Annotated in this window: 16 protein-coding genes; 9 read left to right on the top strand and 7 right to left on the bottom strand. The window is 43.3% G+C overall.

What is annotated here, in order from left to right; genetic code table 11:
* Positions 1 to 9: 9 nt before the first annotated feature.
* From ACQKCP_RS04985 to dnaQ, 4 genes are all read right to left on the bottom strand, one after another.
* Entirely contained in the window at positions 10 to 855 is an 846-nt protein-coding gene (locus ACQKCP_RS04985) for an RnfABCDGE type electron transport complex subunit B (RefSeq protein ID WP_427611516.1), read from the bottom strand.
* Positions 856 to 1113: 258 nt separating this feature from the next.
* Positions 1114 to 2058, bottom strand: a complete 945-nt coding sequence (nudC, locus tag ACQKCP_RS04980) for an NAD(+) diphosphatase (RefSeq protein ID WP_427611515.1) — start codon at positions 2056 to 2058, stop codon at positions 1114 to 1116.
* A 259-nt stretch (positions 2059 to 2317) separates the two neighbouring features.
* Entirely contained in the window at positions 2318 to 4000 is a 1683-nt protein-coding gene (locus ACQKCP_RS04975) for a hypothetical protein (protein ID WP_427611514.1), read from the bottom strand.
* Between the two features lie 147 nt (positions 4001 to 4147).
* A complete protein-coding gene (gene dnaQ, locus ACQKCP_RS04970; protein ID WP_427611513.1) occupies positions 4148 to 5794 on the bottom strand; it encodes a DNA polymerase III subunit epsilon in 1647 nt (548 codons plus the stop codon).
* A 349-nt stretch (positions 5795 to 6143) separates the two neighbouring features.
* Between dnaQ and ACQKCP_RS04965 the strand changes: the two genes are divergently transcribed.
* Both ACQKCP_RS04965 and ACQKCP_RS04960 read left to right on the top strand, forming a co-directional pair.
* Positions 6144 to 6689, top strand: coding sequence for a hypothetical protein (locus tag ACQKCP_RS04965; RefSeq protein WP_427611512.1), 546 nt, complete (start codon positions 6144 to 6146; stop codon positions 6687 to 6689).
* Positions 6690 to 6805: 116 nt separating this feature from the next.
* Entirely contained in the window at positions 6806 to 7111 is a 306-nt protein-coding gene (locus tag ACQKCP_RS04960; RefSeq protein WP_102078823.1) for a hypothetical protein, read from the top strand.
* Positions 7112 to 7220: 109 nt separating this feature from the next.
* On the opposite strand, the gene ACQKCP_RS04955 is transcribed toward ACQKCP_RS04960, so the two are convergent.
* Positions 7221 to 7685, bottom strand: coding sequence for a YkvA family protein (locus ACQKCP_RS04955; RefSeq protein WP_427611511.1), 465 nt, complete (start codon positions 7683 to 7685; stop codon positions 7221 to 7223).
* A 203-nt stretch (positions 7686 to 7888) separates the two neighbouring features.
* Here ACQKCP_RS04955 and ACQKCP_RS04950 point away from each other — a divergent pair, with 203 nt between their 5' ends.
* The gene (locus ACQKCP_RS04950) at positions 7889 to 9166 is read left to right on the top strand and encodes an LD-carboxypeptidase (RefSeq protein WP_427611510.1); all 1278 of its coding nucleotides are present in this window, start codon (positions 7889 to 7891) and stop codon (positions 9164 to 9166) included.
* A 19-nt stretch (positions 9167 to 9185) separates the two neighbouring features.
* Here the strand turns inward: ACQKCP_RS04950 and ACQKCP_RS04945 are convergent, their stop codons facing one another.
* Positions 9186 to 10208 (bottom strand): GlxA family transcriptional regulator, encoded by a 1023-nt coding sequence (locus ACQKCP_RS04945; protein ID WP_102091183.1) that lies wholly within the window; start codon positions 10206 to 10208, stop codon positions 9186 to 9188.
* Positions 10209 to 10389: 181 nt separating this feature from the next.
* Here ACQKCP_RS04945 and ACQKCP_RS04940 point away from each other — a divergent pair, with 181 nt between their 5' ends.
* The 6 genes from ACQKCP_RS04940 to arfB all read left to right on the top strand — a co-directional run bounded on the left by ACQKCP_RS04940 (position 10390) and on the right by arfB (position 16797).
* Positions 10390 to 12195: an acyl-CoA dehydrogenase gene (locus tag ACQKCP_RS04940; RefSeq protein WP_427611509.1), complete on the top strand. Its 1806-nt coding sequence runs from the start codon at positions 10390 to 10392 to the stop codon at positions 12193 to 12195.
* 22 nt (positions 12196 to 12217) lie between these two features.
* Positions 12218 to 13225: an NADP-dependent oxidoreductase gene (locus ACQKCP_RS04935; protein WP_427611508.1), complete on the top strand. Its 1008-nt coding sequence runs from the start codon at positions 12218 to 12220 to the stop codon at positions 13223 to 13225.
* Between the two features lie 3 nt (positions 13226 to 13228).
* Positions 13229 to 14011 (top strand): SDR family NAD(P)-dependent oxidoreductase, encoded by a 783-nt coding sequence (locus ACQKCP_RS04930; RefSeq protein WP_102078818.1) that lies wholly within the window; start codon positions 13229 to 13231, stop codon positions 14009 to 14011.
* A 174-nt stretch (positions 14012 to 14185) separates the two neighbouring features.
* The gene (locus ACQKCP_RS04925) at positions 14186 to 14947 is read left to right on the top strand and encodes an SDR family oxidoreductase (RefSeq protein ID WP_198331300.1); all 762 of its coding nucleotides are present in this window, start codon (positions 14186 to 14188) and stop codon (positions 14945 to 14947) included.
* Positions 14948 to 15183: 236 nt separating this feature from the next.
* A complete protein-coding gene (locus ACQKCP_RS04920; protein ID WP_427611507.1) occupies positions 15184 to 16026 on the top strand; it encodes an HpcH/HpaI aldolase/citrate lyase family protein in 843 nt (280 codons plus the stop codon).
* Between the two features lie 357 nt (positions 16027 to 16383).
* A complete protein-coding gene (gene arfB / locus ACQKCP_RS04915) occupies positions 16384 to 16797 on the top strand; it encodes an alternative ribosome rescue aminoacyl-tRNA hydrolase ArfB (RefSeq protein ID WP_379544632.1) in 414 nt (137 codons plus the stop codon).
* Positions 16798 to 16948: 151 nt separating this feature from the next.
* Here arfB and ACQKCP_RS04910 read toward each other — a convergent pair whose 3' ends face one another.
* Positions 16949 to 18802, bottom strand: a complete 1854-nt coding sequence (locus ACQKCP_RS04910; RefSeq protein WP_427611506.1) for an autotransporter domain-containing protein — start codon at positions 18800 to 18802, stop codon at positions 16949 to 16951.
* Positions 18803 to 19081: the final 279 nt, after the last annotated feature.

The raw sequence follows: 19081 nt of genomic DNA, 5'->3' as shown, positions 1-19081 counted from the left end.
CTATTACTGTTATAGCGCTACTTGCAATGACTCAAGTTCGGCTTGTAAGGATTCGAGCTCTGCTTGTTTCTTATCGTTTGCACGAACACTCAGTTGCTTTTCCAGTTTTTTGATTTTGGTACGGAGCTTGGCAGCTGCAATGGTGTTTTTCGCTTGCGATTCACTGATGTTTAGAGACTGGCTTGCTGCATTATTAAGCTTAGCCTCTACCATACTAACGACAGGTCTACTATTGCTCGTATCGGCAAGCTGTTCTGTGACACGTTTCAAATGGGTATGGTAGCGTTGTCTCAAATCCTCTTGCTCTGCTATTCGCTCAGGCTCAGATATTTCTCGCTCAATCGCAACTAAGTCAATGCAATCAACAGGGCAGGGCGCGATACAGAGCTCGCAGCCCGTGCACAAATCTGTAAAAATCGTATGCATATGCTTACCAGTACCAACGATAGCATCGACTGGGCAAGCAGGGATGCATTTGGTGCAGCCGATACAGTCATCTTCACGGATAACCGCACGAACCTCGGTCGGACGTTCAGAGGTGGCATCTATTGGCCACTGTGAAGGCACTGCCGTCAGCGTAGTGTCAGGAGTATCTATATCGAGAGTCTGAGCAATCGCATTGGTGACAGGCTGACCACCAGGCACACATTTGCTATACGGCTCGCCATCTAATACAATCGCAGCGGCATATGGTAGGCAACCATCTGGATGCTCACATAGTCCGCATTGCGTCTGTGGCAAACAAGCATCCACACGTGCAATTTGTGCCTGTATGTCAGCGGGCAAGGTATCAATGTGTAATGCATCGAATAAGACAGGTAGATTGACTAAGCGTATATTGGTGCTACTTTGCATTTAATTAAGGACCTTAATACCAGTCGTAAGAATTGGTATTAGTATAAATAGAGATAAAAGGTTGAGAAAGCGGTCTTTGTAAAACAGTATCTATAAGGGCATTGGCTCATGTTAGCGTGTTACTGCTCATTTTGGCGTGTTACTTATTAAAAAATAAGATTTAAAGTAAAACGCTTATCACAGGAGCAGCGATTTTAAAGAGATGAGATTGAAAATACAATACTACAGCGAAATGTGGTGTTTATAGATAAGGACTGATTATAAATCTATATTTTGTTCTTTAGCCACTTGGTCAATCAAATCGCGAGCGATACTACCCTTCGGCGGAATTCTGGGCAGGTTTGAGAGATCAAAGAAATCAGCATGTGCTAGCTCATCTTCTTGCAAGATAATATCGCCACTGGCATACGATGCACGAAAACCAAGCATCAAATTAGAGGGGAATGGCCATGGCTGACTACTGACATAGCGGATATCTGATACGCTGATATTGACCTCTTCTGCGACTTCACGTACTACGGCATGCTCCAGACTCTCTCCAACTTCTACAAACCCTGCGATCAAACCATACATTGGCGGTAGGTTTTGCTGTCCATGACGATGATGGTGAGCCAGTAAAATTTGCATCTCACCTGTTACTGGATTTGGACGAGTAATAGCAGTAATGACGCATGGTTGTACGCGGGGATACTGGCGCAACCGACATACTGGACAAACCATGGCACGTTCGCCTTGGTCAGCATTTACAGTAGGGCTAGCACAGCGACTACAAAACTGTGTATCTGCTTGCCAGCTTAATAGCTGTATCGCTTGGCTAATCTGATCTGACAAGGCGACTGGCAAATGAGTCATCAGTTTTCGATAAGGAACAAAAGTGTTGCCACTGCTTTCAGCAATAATTGGTAGCGTTACGTTATGAGCAACTGCATAGTCATAAGTCATGGCGCTCGTAGCTTGAGCAGTAAAGCTATGAGCCATATTGGCATCAACCGTATTATCTGCATGGTTGCCAGTGCTATTGTTATCGTCTGATAGCCAATGATTTGGTGCTAGGCTCTCGTGCAGCGTTACATGACCGACTTGATAAGCTTGCTCATTTGAGTCATTACTATCGGGCGATAGCTGAACTTGCAAAGGCCACCAACCATCTGGCATTTGACGGCATAAGATACTGTCATCACTTAATACAAAAGCATGGGCCATATAAAATTCCAAACATTATAAAGTAAGTCCGCATCGACGTAGACACAGACTGTTTTAGAGTAAAATATCATCAATTCTATGTAAACCAGATATCCAGATATGTTGTCAGGCTGGTTCAGCCTAATGACTAGGCTAGTTTAACCTAATGACTGTAGCGCTTTCACATGCCTGACTTGTACCTACATTATCTTGAATTATCTATACGTAAATGAGATGTCATGGCTAAGAGATGATGACCATGACATGACAATGAGAAAAGTTAAGCAGCCAGTAGATGGCTTAAGCTCTGTTGACCAACATCAAGCGCTTGCTTGCTGACAGGACGATTATTCTCAAAACCATCTAAATGATGATCGACCGCCATAATAACATCAGCGATGCAGGCTAACGTACTGTCTTCGATACGTCGTCCGCCTTCGATACGCTTTTCAATGTAGTTGGCTAGCTGACTCAGCATGCTGGCAGGTGTGGGCAGTTGTAAGAAGCGTACTGCGCCTGCTACTTGACGCATCATCCCAGGAATATTTTGGATATTAAGCATGTCGCGCTCAGGCTCGGCCAAATAATCATTGATGGCTTGCTCAGCACTAGCAATCGCAGTTCGGCTTTCTTGTATCAAGGTATCATTAGCCGTATTAAGCTGATGCAATGAGATATGCGGATTATTCAGTGGCAGATAGATTGCCCCTGGTGTATGCATCTCTGCCATAGCAATGGTGGCGTTCTCTGCATGCATTAACGCTAGTAGCAAGTGATCAAAATCTTCAGGAGAAGGCGCTTGCCAATGGCTCACAGCTTCTGCTGCTTCGCTAAGACTATTGGCTGCGTTGGACAGACCTAGCAAACGTAATGCCGAACTCAGTTCAGTCAGCTCTTTAATAATCTGCGCTGTCTGCATGTCAATAGGATTGATTGAATCGCCACGTGCATAGCTATCGACGTGTTCTTTAATATTGTTGATCTGATGTTGAATAATTTTGTTTAACGTATCAGTAAGTTCGCGGTTAGGACCGAATAAAAAGCGCTTCATTTGTTCTAGCTGAGCACCTTCTAAATGATTGCTTGCATACTGTTCACGTAATTGCTGCGCTTGCTCGTTATCACGCTGACAGGCAAAGCTCACTAAATCTGCAAAACGGGTATCCATTACTGGCAAATAGCTTTGAAATTGCTGCTCTAAATAGATAAGTGTGTGTTTTTGACTTAGGTTTAATGGTAATACTGCTGCGATATCAGTCACGGCAGCAGTCGCCGCTTGCCAAAACAAACTATCAGTATTTGCAGCGATTAATGCACAAGCTGCACTCATAGCATCCAACTTTTGCTGATCTGCTGAGTCAATTTTGCCATCTTGATTGAGTAGTGCAACCGCAAGGCCACTACGATACGCGTTGGTCAGCAGCTCTGTGTCTAAATTAAGCGTGCTTAGAGATTCAAAGTTTTGTTCAGGATTGGCAATGATGACGCTACTGCTACCAAATGCAGAAAAATAGTCTGCTGTAATAGGAGCTTCTTGACTATGCGCATTAAGCTTGTTAATGACAGGTATCAGTAGAGTAGGCTCTACCGATTCAGTCAAGAGGACAAACTCGACATAGCGATCCAAGGTCATTATGGCTTCTGATAGATCCATGATCAAATCAGTATCGTTGTTATCACCATTGTCATAAAGTCTCTGTAGACCACCAACAATAGCATCATTTAATGCTTCTGCACCGACCAAAGAAATCAGTTTGAAAATACAAGACAGCTGCTTTAATACTTCGATAGAGTCCGACAACAAAGGCGCCTGACTACTATCATCATTAAACTCACCTAGATGAATCTCAGTGTCTTTAAGCGTGGCTATAACCTCATCATGCAGTAAATGGAGTGATGGTAGGTTAAAATCAGTAACACTAAGCGTTGGGGCGGTTAGCTTCATTTGCGCAGACTGGTCCATAAGTATTTTTCCATAATGTACTGATGAGAATAGCAATGGTGTAAATTTGATTCAGAAAATATTAGCTAGTGATGTTTTAACGCTTTCTATCATAATAATCAAGACTAAATTATACAAATGTCGGTTCAATAAAAATTCGAACGACAATTATATACTAGCTTTTAGGGCAGGATAATCTTCTGCCAAAGCGGCATACCAGCTTTGGTCAGCAGTTTCATCCGCCGTTGATGCCAGCAATAAATTCGCTAAATTGGCGAAACTTGCATGAGCGGTTTGTCCGCCATCGGTATCTGTATCCTCTTCGATGGCAAGCGTGACCTGTCCACCAGTCATCGCCAAATAAACTTCGGCTAAAATCTCTGAGTCAAGTAATGCTCCGTGAAAAGTACGGTCTTGCTTACCAACATCTAGGCGACGCACGAGGGCATCTAGCGTGTTTTTTTGCCCAGGGTATTGCTGCTTGGCCATCGCCAGTGAATCGGTTACCTGCACTCGATTAGCAAAGTCATTCAGACCAACTTTTGCAAACTCCATATTTAAGAAGTTCATATCAAAAGTAGCGTTGTGAGCGATAATCTCAGCGCCGTCCATAAAGTCATACAAAGACTGAGCCACTTGGTCAAAGGTCGGCTTGTCGGTCAAAAATGCTTCAGAGATACCATGAATACGAATGACTTCGTCATCCATGCCACGCTGCGGATTGATATAAACGTGCAGCTTTTCACCAGTAAACTTACGTCCGACCAGCTCCACAATACCGACCTCGATAATACGATCGCCTTTTAGTGCATCAAGCCCTGTGGTTTCTGTATCCATAATGAGCTGACGATCTGCTTCATGGCGGTGTATCGGCTTTGGTAGTAACGGCTTAAAATGTGGGTTGGCACGGCTAGTATCCCCATCGAACTTAGGGGCGTCAGATTCTACACTTGGCAATATATCATTGTCGACGGTATCATCTAGGTGCGTTTGAATGTCTGGCATAGCTTTGGTACTCGTCGGGTTGTATGTATTGTCTTGATGGCTGTTAGATTCTACAGCAATGTCTTCATTTATCTTAAGGGCGCTAGCTGTACTCTGACTATCTTCTCTTAGCGGCTCAGGTTCTAAGAGCTCTTCATCAAAATTATCGTCCATCATATCTAGACCCAATGGATCGAAACTTAGCCAGTCAGCGCTAGATGATTTTTGCGAAGTATCAATGTTAGTGTCAGTATTAGTATCAATATCAGTCGCTATGTGGTCTTTTTTTTTAGTCGTATCTGCTTCACTGACTATAGCTGAATGCCCGCTGTTTGAGGTGACACCTAAGTTTGCCAGCTCATCTGCTTTTTCGTTACCAGCATGTCCAGCGTGACCCTTGACCCAATGCCAGCTAACATCACGCTGTTGGCAGAGCTTATCCAATTGTTGCCATAGGTCTTGATTGGCGACGGGCTTTTTACTGGCAGTTTTCCAGCCCTTTTTCTTCCAACCTTCAATCCATTCAGTGATGCCTTTTTTGACATAACTGGAGTCAGTCCAAATCTCAAGAGTATGCTCATGCGGGCTATGCGTCAGGGCTTGTATCGCACCCATTAGTTCCATACGGTTATTGGTGGTTTCTTTGTCGCCGCCGTACAAATCTTGCGTGCTGCCATCACTAAATATCAAGTGTGCTCCCCAGCCGCCAGCGCCAGGATTGCCTTTGCAAGCACCATCAGTATAGGCCACAGTGGTATTTTTTTTAGCAGCCAATGGATCAATCGCGTTATCTTTATGAGTGTTTGGCATTGAATTACGGGTGTCTGACATAAAAGAGTATGGACCTGATAAGTGGTAAGCATAGGGTAGTACTAGAGCATCTCGTTTACGTTATTCGAACGATGATGATGACGTTGTGAGTATAGCAAATCTATCATAAATATGGGCAGTCGTGACGCACAAAGTCATAAAACCCTCACGGTAACTTATAACATAATAGTAACGTCCTAGTTTTCTGTTAAAATAGCGAAGCTCGCTGAAAGCCACTGATTTTTAGTGACAGAGCTGTCTTTGCTATAAAGCTGCCCAAGCACATTCTTTTATACAGCTATCTAGTGACATTTTGATAATAGTACACTTAATAAAAGTTTTTAATGCATGATTGCAGGATAACCCCATTATGTCCTTACGCTCGAATTTATTTAATAAGAGACTGACGTATTTGATGCTCAGTGTAACTACTAGCAGCGCGATTTTTCTGAGCGCTTGTAATGATACTAGCCTTCAAGCAGATACCGAAGTCGCGTCCGATCTGTCTGTCTTTGAGGGTTGTTATACGGTGAGTCAAGATGAGCCTGCTCAGATAAAGGTCAGCCAGCAAAATGACAATTGGGTGATGCAGATGAAAGAACCCGTCACTGCTAAGCGTGTCTGGGATACTCCAGAGCCGTTAGAAGTGATCGAGAATAGTGACATACCTCAGTTCTTCTCTATTGATCCAGACAATGTCGATGCGGTTATTGGTCGTCCTGATCGAGTGCTGGTACTGGCTCATGTTAAACCAGCCTACGCAAATATTGATCCGCTCTTAGATAGTGAGTACTTGTCGTATATTTACCGAGGTGCCAACACGATCTACCGCGTGGAGTGCGATGAGGTGAATACCGATATTTTAGCCAATCCACATGCCAATCTTATTATCGATAATGTCGATGACAGTATTTAAATAAGCGTTGACGATAGTACTTGTATAAGTATCAACTATAAATATTATTGTTGGTCGATGATATTTGTATAAACAGTATTTTGTTATAAACAGTCATACCATTAGAGTTAAGCGATATGAATTTTTTCAGTTACGTGGTGTTAGGCGGGTTCTCTTATGCAGCTGGTTGGGCGGTAAGGACGTATGTATTAGACAAACAACCGACGCCTGAGCAGCCTTATAATTTGAAACATCCTGCAATTCTGGCATATTTGGGTGCATTTTTTATTATCATGTTGATCGTCTCGTGGCTGCTTGGTCGTTATGCACTTGGTCATGCTGCGATTGATTTGCCTTTCATTATTGTCAATAGCCTCGTTGCGACCTTCGTTTACTCGTTTGGTCTTAATCCAGAAAAAGCTAATTATGAAGTGCCTGATTAGAATGCAGTATTGAATGAATTGTGAATAGCAAAAGCCACGACCGAAATATTAATTCGTGGTCGTGGCTTTTTCGATAGTGCAGTTTTTTAATAGTTGAAAGTATTAATATTTATGAGGCTTTCTTCAGATTAGTACCAGTCTCGTCGCTATCTTTGTCATCACTACTAGTTTTGTCCGTATCGTTCTTATCTTCTAATTTATCCTTAGTAGCTGATTGTTCCTGCTTCCACTCTTTGTATTTTTGCAGATCTTTTCTGGCCTGTTTTAAACAGAACTTAAGTACTAGCGCATCATCGATATGGCCGATAAACGGAATAGAGTCAGGAATGAGGTCAATTGGATTTAGCACATATAGCGCACCAATAACGCCAGCTGAGATTGTCTTAAAAGGAATTTTACGGTAGTCACCTTTGTAATAATCTTTGACAAGACTCATAAATAGCATTAAATCATCACTAAACGGCTCAAGGTAGCCGCTATCTTCTAACTTTTCTTTCAGCTTGTCTTCTTTGCCTAGCAAGTATTCTAAATTAGAGTCAAGTGACTTGTTTTTATCGGTTTTTTTATTAAACATAATTATTACCTTTTGTTTTTTGCGATGAATTTGTATTTACAATAACAAATCTAGTCGACCTATATTGTGTGTCTCAGTAGCGAAAAAGTAAATATCGGTAAAGATTAGGCAACCATCAGTGTCAGAAAAGCGTCTACAATATGCTGCCACAAGGTCTAAAAACACAAGTCATAAAAATAAAAGCGATAAGGTAGCAGTAAGATATGGGGATTAAGCGTCAGGCATGGACAGATGATAAAAGTAGTCATGCAACTGAAACAACATCTGGGCTAAACCGTCGGCAGTTTCTACGTCGAATTGGTGTGAGTGCAGGCACAGCAGTATTAGCGAGCCAAGGTATTTCTCAAGCGCTTGCAGCCAGTCCTATCGAGTCTGGTCATAGTACGCAGCTGACCAAGGATGATCTACCAACTTCGTTATTGGATGATAGCTCACCATCACAAACATCACAGGAATCACTGACGCAGACAGGTTGTATCACGCCTACGATTGAGACGCGACTTTTTGCTAGCTCCAATGTCGGTGGTAGTGATGAGCGTAATCAGTTGGCATTAGATCGTGTGGCTTGTGCTGGGTTTAAAGTAGAGAATCCTGCTATTACCAATCGTCAGTATTTACGCTTTGCAGGAACGGACTCACAACGTGCTAGCGATTTTCAAAACCTTGCCACTGGGGCAATAGCCGCGCCAAAACTACTGCTAGGTGTGCGCGGTGGTTACGGTGCCATGCGCATATTGCCTATGGTGGATTGGTCGACGCTAGGACGGATTATGAAAGAGCGCGGCACGATACTCGCAGGCTTTAGCGATGTGACGGCTATTCAGTGTGCGCTATTGGCAAAAGGGTCAATGAGCTCACTTGCCGCGCCAATGCTCTATAGTGAGTTTGGTAAAACCGCACCTGATAAAGTCAGCTGTCAGCAGTTTGTTGAAGCACTGACCAATCCTACTCTGACTATCAGCATACAAGATGCCTCGCTAACCAGTCAGCAGCTACCTGCCATACTGACAAAAGGTGAGCCGAAACCGTTAACTGGTACGATTTGGGGTGGTAACTTAAGTGTCGTATCAGCGCTGGCAGGTAGTGAGTATTTACCACGTATCGATGGTGGTATTGTGTTTTTAGAAGATGTCGGCGAGCAGGCGTATCGTATTGAGCGCATGTTATATGACTTATATCTCGCAGGTGTGTTTAAAAATCAGCAAGCGATTGTATTTGGGGCATTGTCTGGTACGGGCGAGGACAGCTATGACAAACGTTATGATGTCGCCACAGTCATTCGTCAGCTGCATGAATTGACAGGATTGCCGATATATAGTGGTATGCCTTTTGGTCATATCGGCAAAAAATACAGCTTTCCGCTAGGAGCGATTTGCCAGCTGAGTCCTAATGCAAATGGCGGCTATCAGTTGGCATTTACCGATTATCCAACCATCAAGGCTGATGCCATCCAAGTAGAAAGCTTGTGGCAGACTGCTTAAACGCTAATCACTGTCCTTTTTAAATAGCCAACCGTGAAAATTTATCTTGGTACTCTTTAGGCGTCAGCTCTGTCGCACGTTTAAATAGACGCGTGAATGAAGAGATATCATCGTAGCCTACTTGATCGGCAAGCGACTTTATCGATACATCGCCTAATTCAAGTAAGCGTTTGGCTTGTTCAATTCTAACGGCCTGAATATATTCAATCGGTCGCATCGCTACGCAGGACTGGAAGCGCCTGTTTAAAGTGCGCGGGGTAATATTTACCATAGCGGCTAAACTACTGACCTGCAAAGAATGCTGAAAGTTTTCTTCGATATATTCTTGGACTTGTTTAATCAAATGGTCGGAATGCGGCTTGTGCAAGGTCACATTAGTATAGCTATTTTGACTACCTCTTTTGCTATCAATAATTTGGGTTTTTGCCACTTGTGTAGAAATCTCACGTCCGCAGTACCGCTCTATCAATAATAGCCCCAAATCATAAAAGGCGCTGCCACCAGCTGCACAAAATATATTGCCTGACTGGTTTGTTGAGTCGCTTCTTGAATGGGTCACAAACTGATTCTCTTGTAAGTCCACCAATGGAAAATCTACCTTAAACTTATTGGCATAGCCCCAATGTGTGGTGGCTATCTTATGATCTAATAATCCTGCCTTTGCCAAAAAAAATGCACCGCTACAGTTGCTTGCTATATCGGCCTTGGTATTCGCAAGCCGTACTAAATGTGGCAGCAGCTCACTATTTTGCTTCAATACCTTATCAATAGAATCGCCAATGGTTGGCACAAGCAATAAATCGCACTCTGTCACGTCTCGGATATCACAGTGGGCTTGCATGATCAACCGATTGCTGCACCTAATATCACCGCCACCTAAGCTTGCGATCTGCACATTAAATCGTGGCTCTACAGACTCATTCGAAAAGCGCTGCCAGCTGACCCCCGTGAATGAAAATAAGTCCAATGCGCCAGATAGTACACTACCGAGCACACCATCGAAGCCAAGAATAATCATTTTAAAAGGTTTGAAATAGGGCATAAGTCACTCGTTTCCTTTGCTGTGCTGACCAAAATAGCCATTATTTGGTTGATTTTAACCAGTTAGATACTCTGTTTATGTCTTATTTGACCATAATTATGTCATAAATGACAATACGGACAGGTGTCAAATTAGACTAATATCAATTGATAACCACATTTAATCAGTTAACGAGAATACTATGGCCGCAGATACCCTCCTAAACGATTTTGAATTACCTTTCCAATTGTATGATGTGCTAGGCACAGAATCACTCACTGAACACGCAAAGTTTTCAGAACATAGCCGCGAGACATTTGATGCTGTGCTAGAGACGGCAAATAAGATTGCAACAGATTTATTTCTACCGCACAACCATATCGCAGATAAGAACGAGCCGCAGTTCGATGGTAAAAAAGTCAGCATGATAAGTGATGTAAAAGTCGCTTTTGATGCGTTCCGCGAGTCAGGGTTTATCGCAGGCCGTTATAGCTTTGAAGACGGTGGTATGCAGTTACCTGAGACGGTTATGACTGCTGTGGCAGGCTATTTTATGGCTGCCAACCCATCAACCACTGCTTATCCATTTTTGACCACTGCGGCAATCAATGTTATCTCACATTTTGCCAGTGATGAGATTAAAGCCGCCTTTATGCCACGAATGCTAACAGGTGAATTCACTGGAACCATGGCATTAACAGAGCCACATGCAGGTTCATCACTTGCTGACATCAAAACCACTGCAGTAAAACAAGATGATGGCTCATACCGCGTCAAAGGCAGCAAAATTTATATCTCAGGCGGCGATCACGAACTGTCTGACAATATCGTCCATCTCGTATTGGCCAAAGTGCCAGGTGGTCCAGGTGGTGTAAAAGGCATCTCTCTATTCGCGGTACCCAAGTATCGCTTGAACGAGGATGCATCGGTGGGCGAGCGCAATGACGTACATTTGACAGGACTCATTCATAAGCTGGGCTATAGAGGTGCGACTTCTACGGCACTGAGCTTCGGTGACGAAGGTGCATGCCATGGTTATCTCATCGGTGAAGAGCATTTTGGCTTGCGTTATATGTTCAAGATGATGAATGAGGCGCGTATCGCTGTTGGTTTTGGCGCTTCTATGATTGGTTATCGCGGCTATCAGTACTCGCTAGATTATGCCAAAGACCGTACGCAAGGTCGCATTGCGCCAAACAACAAGCCTGAAGATGATGCAACGGCCATTATTCAACATGGTGACGTAAAGCGCATGCTATTGGCGCAAAAAGCTTACTCTGAAGGTGGTATCTCCTTGTGCTTATATGGATCAAACCTAATTGACCGTATCAATACCTGTGAAGACGAAACGCTAAAAAATGAGCTAACCGAACTATTAGATTTGCTAACGCCAGTGCTAAAAGCATGGCCATCTGAGTATGGCCCAAAAGCCAATGATTTGGGTATTCAAGTATTGGGCGGCGCAGGCTATACGCGTGAATATCAGGCTGAGCAGTTTTGGCGTGACAATCGTCTAAATCCCATTCATGAAGGCACAAACGGTGTGCAGGCGCTAGATTTGTCATTCCGCAAGTTATGGCAAAAAGGTGGGTTAGGCATTCAAATCCTAAAACGTGAAATTACACAAGATTTAGAAAGCATCACTACGCCTGAGAGTGCGCAACTTGCAGGCAAGCTGATGCCTTATATGGGTCAGTTGCATGAAGTGCTCGTGCATTTGGGCAAAGTGTTGCAGACAGAAGAAGCGCTGACATTGACTGGTAATGCTCAAGCACTAATGAATATTTTTGCCTCAATTGTACTGAGCTGGATTTGGATTCGTCAAGCCAGTAAAGCCGAGCAGCTACTGAGTACGACGCAAGATGTCGAGCAACAAAATTTTTACAAAGGCAAGATACAAGCGGCCAAATACTTCATCGATTGGGAACTACCATTAGTTAAACGTGACATCGAATTATTAACCAACACCAATTCGGTTTGCACTGATATGCAAGCGGACTGGTTTTAAGAACAACTCTAAGGAAAGAGACATGACAATGATAAATAAACAATGGCGCCTAAAAGCAAGACCAGTAGGCGAGCCAAGCGCTGAAACTTGGGATTATACCGAGACAGAAATACCGACGATTACCGATGGTCAGCTACTGATTAAGGTTGAGTACATCTCTATCGATCCGGCGATGCGTGGTTGGTTGAACGATGCCAAATCTTATATCGCACCAGTACAAATTGGTGAGGTTATGCGCGCCGGTACCGTGGGTGAAGTGATTGAAAGTAAGCATGAGAAATTTGCAGTAGGTGACTATGTCGCAGGTCACGACGGCGTGCAGTCATATGCGGTCAGCGATGGTACAGGTCTGCATAAAGTTGATCCAAGTCTAGCACCGCTGTCTTATTACTTAGGCGTACTCGGTATGCCGGGGATGACAGGGTATTTCGGTCTGCTAAAAACGGGTCAGCCAAAAGCAGGCGAAACGGTAGTAGTATCAGGAGCTGCTGGTGCAGTTGGTAGCTTGGTTGGTCAAATTGCTAAAATTAAAGGCTGCAGAGTCGTTGGTATCGCGGGCGGCGCTGAGAAATGCAAGTTCTTGGTCGACGAGCTTGGGTTCGATGCCACGATCGATTACAAAAACGAAGATGTGAAAAAAGCACTAAAGAAAACCTGTCCAGATGGCGTCGATGTGTACTTTGACAACGTAGGCGGTGATATCTTAAATGACGTGCTTACCCAGATTAATCTACATGCGCGTATCGTTATTTGCGGGGCTATCAGCCAATATAACAACACCACAGCAGTAAAAGGCCCATCGAACTATCTATCATTATTGGTCAATCGTGCTCGCATGGAAGGCATCGTGGTGTTCGATAATATCAAAGAATATCCAATCGCCATGAAAGAGATTGCTGGCTGGATTCAGTCAGGTGATATGAAAGTAAAAGACCATATCGTTGAGGGTATCGAGACATTCCCTGATACTCTGATGATGCTCTTTAACGGTGAAAACTTCGGCAAACTAGTACTTAAGGTAGAGGGATAGATCATGACACTGAATACAAATGGAATTGCATCAGATGTAGCTGGCAAACGAATTTTGATCACGGGCGGTGCGTCAGGCATCGGTGCAGCAAGTGCATTATTACTAGCCAGTCGCGGCGCAAAAGTCGTCATTGGTGATATGGCAGAAGAAATGGGCGAAGCAGTTGCCAAACAAGGTCAAGATGCTGGCAACAGTATCGTCTTCAAAAAAGTAGACGTGACCAGTGGTGATGAAGTGCGTGCGTTATTTGATTTTGCAGTAGAAACGCTTGGTGGCCTAGATGTTGTAGTAAACAACGCTGGTATCGACCACAAGCCTTCACCAATGCATGAGCTAAGCGATGATGATTTTGATCGTAATATCGCAGTGAATTTAAAGGGTGTTTGGCACTGTATGCGTGCTGCGGTCAATTGTATGATACCTAATGGCGGTGGTCATGTGATTAATGTCGCATCTATTGCAGGTCTGCGTTCAGCGCCTATGATCTCAGCTTATAGTGCAGCTAAACATGGGGTTATGGGTCTGACCAAATCTGCTGCTCATGAGTATGCTCGTGCCAATATCCGCTTTAACGCGGTATGCCCAAGCTTCATTGATACGCCGATGGTACGCAATACCATGGCAACGATGGATGAGCGTACGCAGCAAGCAACGATTAAGGCCAGTCCACTGCGCCGCCTAGGAAACGTCAGTGAAATCTCTAGTGCGATTGCATGGCTTGCCAGCGATGAAAGCAGCTTTATGAATGGTCATGCCTTCACCTTAGATGGTGGTATGCTAGCGTAACTGTGATCGTTGAGTGCTCTTTGTTCAGTTCATTAGTGCTCGATAATCGCTGTTAGTTATGACAGCGATTATCTGCGTTTAGTTATCTAGTTTTAGATACACGTTTTAGATATATGAATTCAGCGCTCGAAAATTATTGAAAATATAAAGTTTATAAAAATATAAGGAATAACGATGAAAGATCTATTTGATTTAACCGGTAAGATTGCTCTAGTAACTGGTGCTAGCCGTGGTATTGGTGAGTCTATTGCTCGATTATTGGCATCAAGAGGCGCACATGTGATTGTCTCAAGCCGAAAAATCGATGCTTGCCAAGCAGTCGCTGATAGCATCAAAGCTGACGGTCACAAGGCCAGTGCTTTTGCTTGTCACGTAGGAGACATGGAGCAAATTGACGCAATTTTTGAGCATATTAAAAGTGAATTTGGTCAAATTGATATCTTAGTCAATAACGCTGCAGCCAACCCTTACTATGGTCATATCTTAGATACAGATTTAGCAGCTTTTGATAAAACGGTTGAAGTTAATATCCGTGGTTACTTCTTTATGTCGACGGCCGCTGGCAAAATGATGAAAGAGCAGGGTGGCGGTGTCATCTTGAATACCGCATCGGTCAATGGTTTAGTAGCAGGCGATAAGCAAGGTATCTACTCAATCACCAAAGCAGCTGTCATCAGCATGACCAAAGCATTTGCTAAAGAATGTGGCCCACTTAATATCCGTGTCAACGCGCTATTGCCAGGTTTGACGGATACTAAGTTTGCCTCGGCATTGACTACTAACGATAAAGTCTTAAAAATGGCACTACACTCAATTCCGCTAGGACGTGTGGCTGAGCCTGATGAAATGGCTGGCACCGTATTGTATCTAGTGTCGGATGCCTCAAGCTATACCACAGGCGCAACAATCGTTGTCGACGGCGGTATGTTAGCTTAATTATCTAATCTATAAGACATAGGTTAGATAAGAAAGTAATTGTTTAAAACTGCATGAGACTCAAGAACCGCATGAAATAATCTTTCATGCGGTTTTTTGATTTATTTTTTAATGGGGTGTCTAAATAATCTTGGTTTTGTACTAACGAATAAATTGCTAATTTTAAATGAGCATCAGCGGTATAGTGGCATAATAAATATGCTAATAGCTACTTACACAATATAATGGGGTCACGCATGGATTCAATTATCAACAATAAAATAAAAACGATTTCTCAAAATAAAACATGGCTGTTTGTGCCAGCGACTCGCATCGATAGAGTAGCGAAAGCCTTTGCTAGTGGTGCAGATGCGGTTATTGTAGATTTAGAGGATGCCGTTGCGCTAGAAGATAAAGCGTCCGCACGCGAAGCATTACAGCAATATCACGACAGTGCAGGTTATCAGCCGATTTGGGTACGTATTAATAAGGCAGGCAGCGAAGAATTCTTTAAAGACATAGTGCTTTGTCAGAAGATGCCACATTTATCGGGAGTATTATTGGCCAAAACTGAGCAAGCAGAAGATATTAATAACGTACATCAGCTTACCAATTTACCCGTGATTGCACTGATTGAGAGTGCGATAGGATTGTATCAACTCGATAGTATGGCAAAAGCAGTCGGGTTGGCCGCGTTTAGTTATGGGTTTCTAGATCTGTGCAACGATTTGCAAGTACAAGTAGGCACACCTGCCGCCGATATCGTTGCCAATCAAATTCGCTATCAACTAATCCTGACGTCAAAAGTGCACCAATTATCGCCGCCCATCGATACTATTTATCCTGACTTCAACAATGAAGTTGGACTGAGCGATCGAGTACAGCTATGGTCACAAATGGGCATGTCTGGAATGCTGTGTATTCATCCCAAACAAGTGGCTGTCGTCCAGCAGGCATTAAAGCCGACTGACAAAGCACTGTCGTTTGCTCGGCGTGTGGTCGAGGAGTATGAGAGCAGCGAGCAGGCAGTGTTTGAGATAGATGGAGAGATGGTTGATGCGCCAGTAATTGAGCGCAGCCGTCAACTGTTGGCAAAGTAGCAGAGCAATCCATATTTAGTTAAATATAAGCAGTCGGTTCAATATAATTTGGTTACTAGGGCGTGTCCTCAATTTAATCGATAGTTATCTAAATGGGTTAAAAATGGCTAAATCTTGCCAAATGGCGTCAAATAGCTGACTAATATCTCGATATTATCTGCGCTATTTTCCTTGTTTGACTGCGATTTATCTCATTTTTATCCCCATTCTTAAAATGAGGACACGCCCTAGAAAGCCGAGTGAGAGTATTACAAGCAGTATACTAAGCGAGACTGACACCGTACCTAATTTATAGAGGATTGACTATATAATGCTTTGTCATGAACCATATCCATTCACATTTGATAAAAGCATACTATGATTTTCATTAATAGTAATATTAGCCTCAACGATAATGAGATAGAGATCAGCGCCATACGAGCGCAAGGCGCAGGTGGGCAGAATGTCAACAAAGTATCTTCTGCCATTCACTTGCGTTTTGATATTAACAACTCAAGTCTGAGCGATGAGTACAAGCAGCGACTGCTAAATAGTAAAGATAGCCGAATAACCAAGGAAGGCGTACTGATTATCAAGGCGCAGCAGTTTCGAACGCAAGAGCGCAATAAAATAGATGCGCTTGAGCGTTTGCAAAGCTTTATCACCAAAGCCACTTACGTTAATAAAACCAGAAGGCCTACCAAGCCAAGCAGAAATGCCAAACGTAAACGGGTGGATAAAAAGACCCAACGTGGTAAGACAAAGGCTTTACGCGGTAAGGTAGATTTTTAGAGAATTTATGATATTAGGTTTTGTCATTGAGAAGTTGTTCGGCAGAAAACTTATAGAACAAAGCCTGTAGTAGGCTATGAGGTTTTTTGAATTTAGAATGGTATAGGCGATTAATTATCACCTATACCATTCTTCTAGATTAACGACTTATTTAGAATGCACCATTAAGTCCAACGAATAAGCTGGTTGAGTCGTCGTCATTACCTTGTGAATGTGTGACACCAGCATTGGCATTCAATAGACCAAAGCTTCTAGATAGGCCAAGTGTCATAGCAACGTTATCATCATCAGTTTCGACCATAGGCGTTTCAAAGCTGATATTTGGTAGCGTATTCAAACGTGCGGTTACTGCTTCACGGTTGTCACTCAGCTGCTTTTGGTAATGAATATCACCAAATAAGTTGAGGTTCTCCATCAAGCTATGATTGGCTTTGAGACCAAGCTTGCCATATGTCGTAGAGTATTTCTGCTCATCGAACTGCATAGCAATGCCAGACATCTCTTTTTCTTTGAGTCCGTCAATTTTTACGCGGCTTGCTGTGGCACCGATATAAGGCGTAACGGCAATATTGCTCACTTGCATTGGGTAGCCTGCCTGCAGGTTGGCATAAAAGCGCTTGCCATCAACATTTGACTTAAACTGCTGTTGGTTACTGCCTAGTGTCACAGCACGTGTGACATCGACATCCATGTTGCCAAATCCTGCAGCACCATTGATCTGTAAACCACCAAACTTGTTGCTGTGATAGACACCAAAACCGACCTCTCCTAGATCAATATCACTCAAACCTGTGCCGACGTCTGAGTTTTCAAAGTCTTTTTGGGTGATATTGCCATACAAGCCTGTCACGGCGTTGGCTGAGTTAGGATGAGCAAAATCTACGCCAAGCAATACTTGGGTATTATTATCACCATCAAACCCAGCAATTTCTTGATTAGCGACTTCACCGACGGCCCATAGTGTACGGGCAGGTTTTTGCTCACTGCTTTGGATTTGATTGACGTGTGACTGTAAGCGCTCATTGGTTGCAAGTCCAGTTGTCGTTGCAATATGAGGCAATACACCGATTAGGCTAGGTGCTGTGACAACAGCATTTGCATAGTCAGCGATCAGTTGATGAGTAGCACCTGTTGGATGTATGCCATCAGCGAAGAAGTAGGTTTCGTTGGCATTTGCTTCTACAAGCGTATCAGGTCCACAAGTTAGAGAGCTATTGTTGTCACCGCAAGCTTCATCGGTGACATTAGTGAAACCATACTGAGCAGGCGATGCAATGATCTCTTGAGTTAAGCTAAACATATCTAGCGGTATGATATTAGCGCCAGTATTTGCTGCGGCACTAAGCATGAATTGATTGTATAGACTAGTAGCACCAGTACTTTGCGCCTGTGCTACAGGCCCTTGATCAATAACTCTAGGGGTTAGACCGACATCGGGAATATTAGGTACCAAGATATATTTGGCACCATTGTTTTTTAATGCATTAATCGTTTCGGTTTGGCTAGCTACTGCTCCAAGTATGGTCGCCTGAGCATTAGCAGGATTTTCAGCCGCCGCAAGCAAGTCATTTGCACCTGCCCACACCACATATAATCCATTAGGATCTACTGTGTTATTGGCGAGATAACTATCGACTTGGCTATTGGCAGAAGCAATAGGAATACCGCCAGGGAAGACCGCTTCTTCGCCTGCTCTTGCACCACCGATAGCGTAGTTATTACCAATTTGAGGACTACCGAATACAACGGGAACAGCCGTGGTACCTAGCTGCTCAGCGAATGAGGTCGCCCATGTGTTGTCAGGGTTAGTAGTAAACTGAGCAGGACCTGGTACAACTTGACTAAAATAGCCCCCATCGGTCAGGCTATCACCAAAAAAGGTGACACTGTCATAAGCATTTGCGTGAGTAATACCAGCGATAGATAGGCTGATAGCCAGCATGCTTTTAGTAAAAGTTTTAAGAGTGGTATGGCTAATTTTAGAACGTGAGGTATTACGAGGCATAGCGACTTCCTTGTCATCAATGTAATAGTTTGTCAACCGAGTGTAACCACTTTTTAGAAAGCTAGCAATCGTTTTGATTGCAAAATTGCAAGAATATCTCCTTATTTGAATAAGTTTTTAGAGCATAAAAAAGGGGTATTCAAGTATTAAAAAATCATACTGTCTCGCTCACATAATATTTTGTTTCCTTCTATGTAATTATGCTGTAAGCACCTAATTTTTATTCAGTTATTTTTATTGGTAACTGCCCAATTATATTTAGTATAAACTCAGCACTCC

This window comes from Psychrobacter sp. NPDC078631, assembly GCF_050268165.1.
Lineage (GTDB): Bacteria > Pseudomonadota > Gammaproteobacteria > Pseudomonadales > Moraxellaceae > Psychrobacter.
This window is presented reverse-complemented; position numbering and strand designations above follow the sequence as displayed.

Coding starts and splice junctions, on each gene's coding strand:
- ACQKCP_RS04910 (WP_427611506.1), bottom strand. CDS start 18,802: ATGCCTCGTAATACCTCACGTTCTAAAATTAGCCATACCACTCTTAAA.
- ACQKCP_RS04935 (WP_427611508.1), top strand. CDS start 12,218: ATGACAATGATAAATAAACAATGGCGCCTAAAAGCAAGACCAGTAGGC.
- ACQKCP_RS04955 (WP_427611511.1), bottom strand. CDS start 7,685: ATGTTTAATAAAAAAACCGATAAAAACAAGTCACTTGACTCTAATTTA.
- ACQKCP_RS04920 (WP_427611507.1), top strand. CDS start 15,184: ATGGATTCAATTATCAACAATAAAATAAAAACGATTTCTCAAAATAAA.
- ACQKCP_RS04945 (WP_102091183.1), bottom strand. CDS start 10,208: ATGCCCTATTTCAAACCTTTTAAAATGATTATTCTTGGCTTCGATGGT.
- ACQKCP_RS04965 (WP_427611512.1), top strand. CDS start 6,144: ATGTCCTTACGCTCGAATTTATTTAATAAGAGACTGACGTATTTGATG.
- dnaQ (WP_427611513.1), bottom strand. CDS start 5,794: ATGTCAGACACCCGTAATTCAATGCCAAACACTCATAAAGATAACGCG.
- ACQKCP_RS04925 (WP_198331300.1), top strand. CDS start 14,186: ATGAAAGATCTATTTGATTTAACCGGTAAGATTGCTCTAGTAACTGGT.
- ACQKCP_RS04975 (WP_427611514.1), bottom strand. CDS start 4,000: ATGGACCAGTCTGCGCAAATGAAGCTAACCGCCCCAACGCTTAGTGTT.
- nudC (WP_427611515.1), bottom strand. CDS start 2,058: ATGGCCCATGCTTTTGTATTAAGTGATGACAGTATCTTATGCCGTCAA.
- ACQKCP_RS04985 (WP_427611516.1), bottom strand. CDS start 855: ATGCAAAGTAGCACCAATATACGCTTAGTCAATCTACCTGTCTTATTC.
- ACQKCP_RS04950 (WP_427611510.1), top strand. CDS start 7,889: ATGGGGATTAAGCGTCAGGCATGGACAGATGATAAAAGTAGTCATGCA.
- arfB (WP_379544632.1), top strand. CDS start 16,384: ATGATTTTCATTAATAGTAATATTAGCCTCAACGATAATGAGATAGAG.
- ACQKCP_RS04960 (WP_102078823.1), top strand. CDS start 6,806: ATGAATTTTTTCAGTTACGTGGTGTTAGGCGGGTTCTCTTATGCAGCT.
- ACQKCP_RS04930 (WP_102078818.1), top strand. CDS start 13,229: ATGACACTGAATACAAATGGAATTGCATCAGATGTAGCTGGCAAACGA.
- ACQKCP_RS04940 (WP_427611509.1), top strand. CDS start 10,390: ATGGCCGCAGATACCCTCCTAAACGATTTTGAATTACCTTTCCAATTG.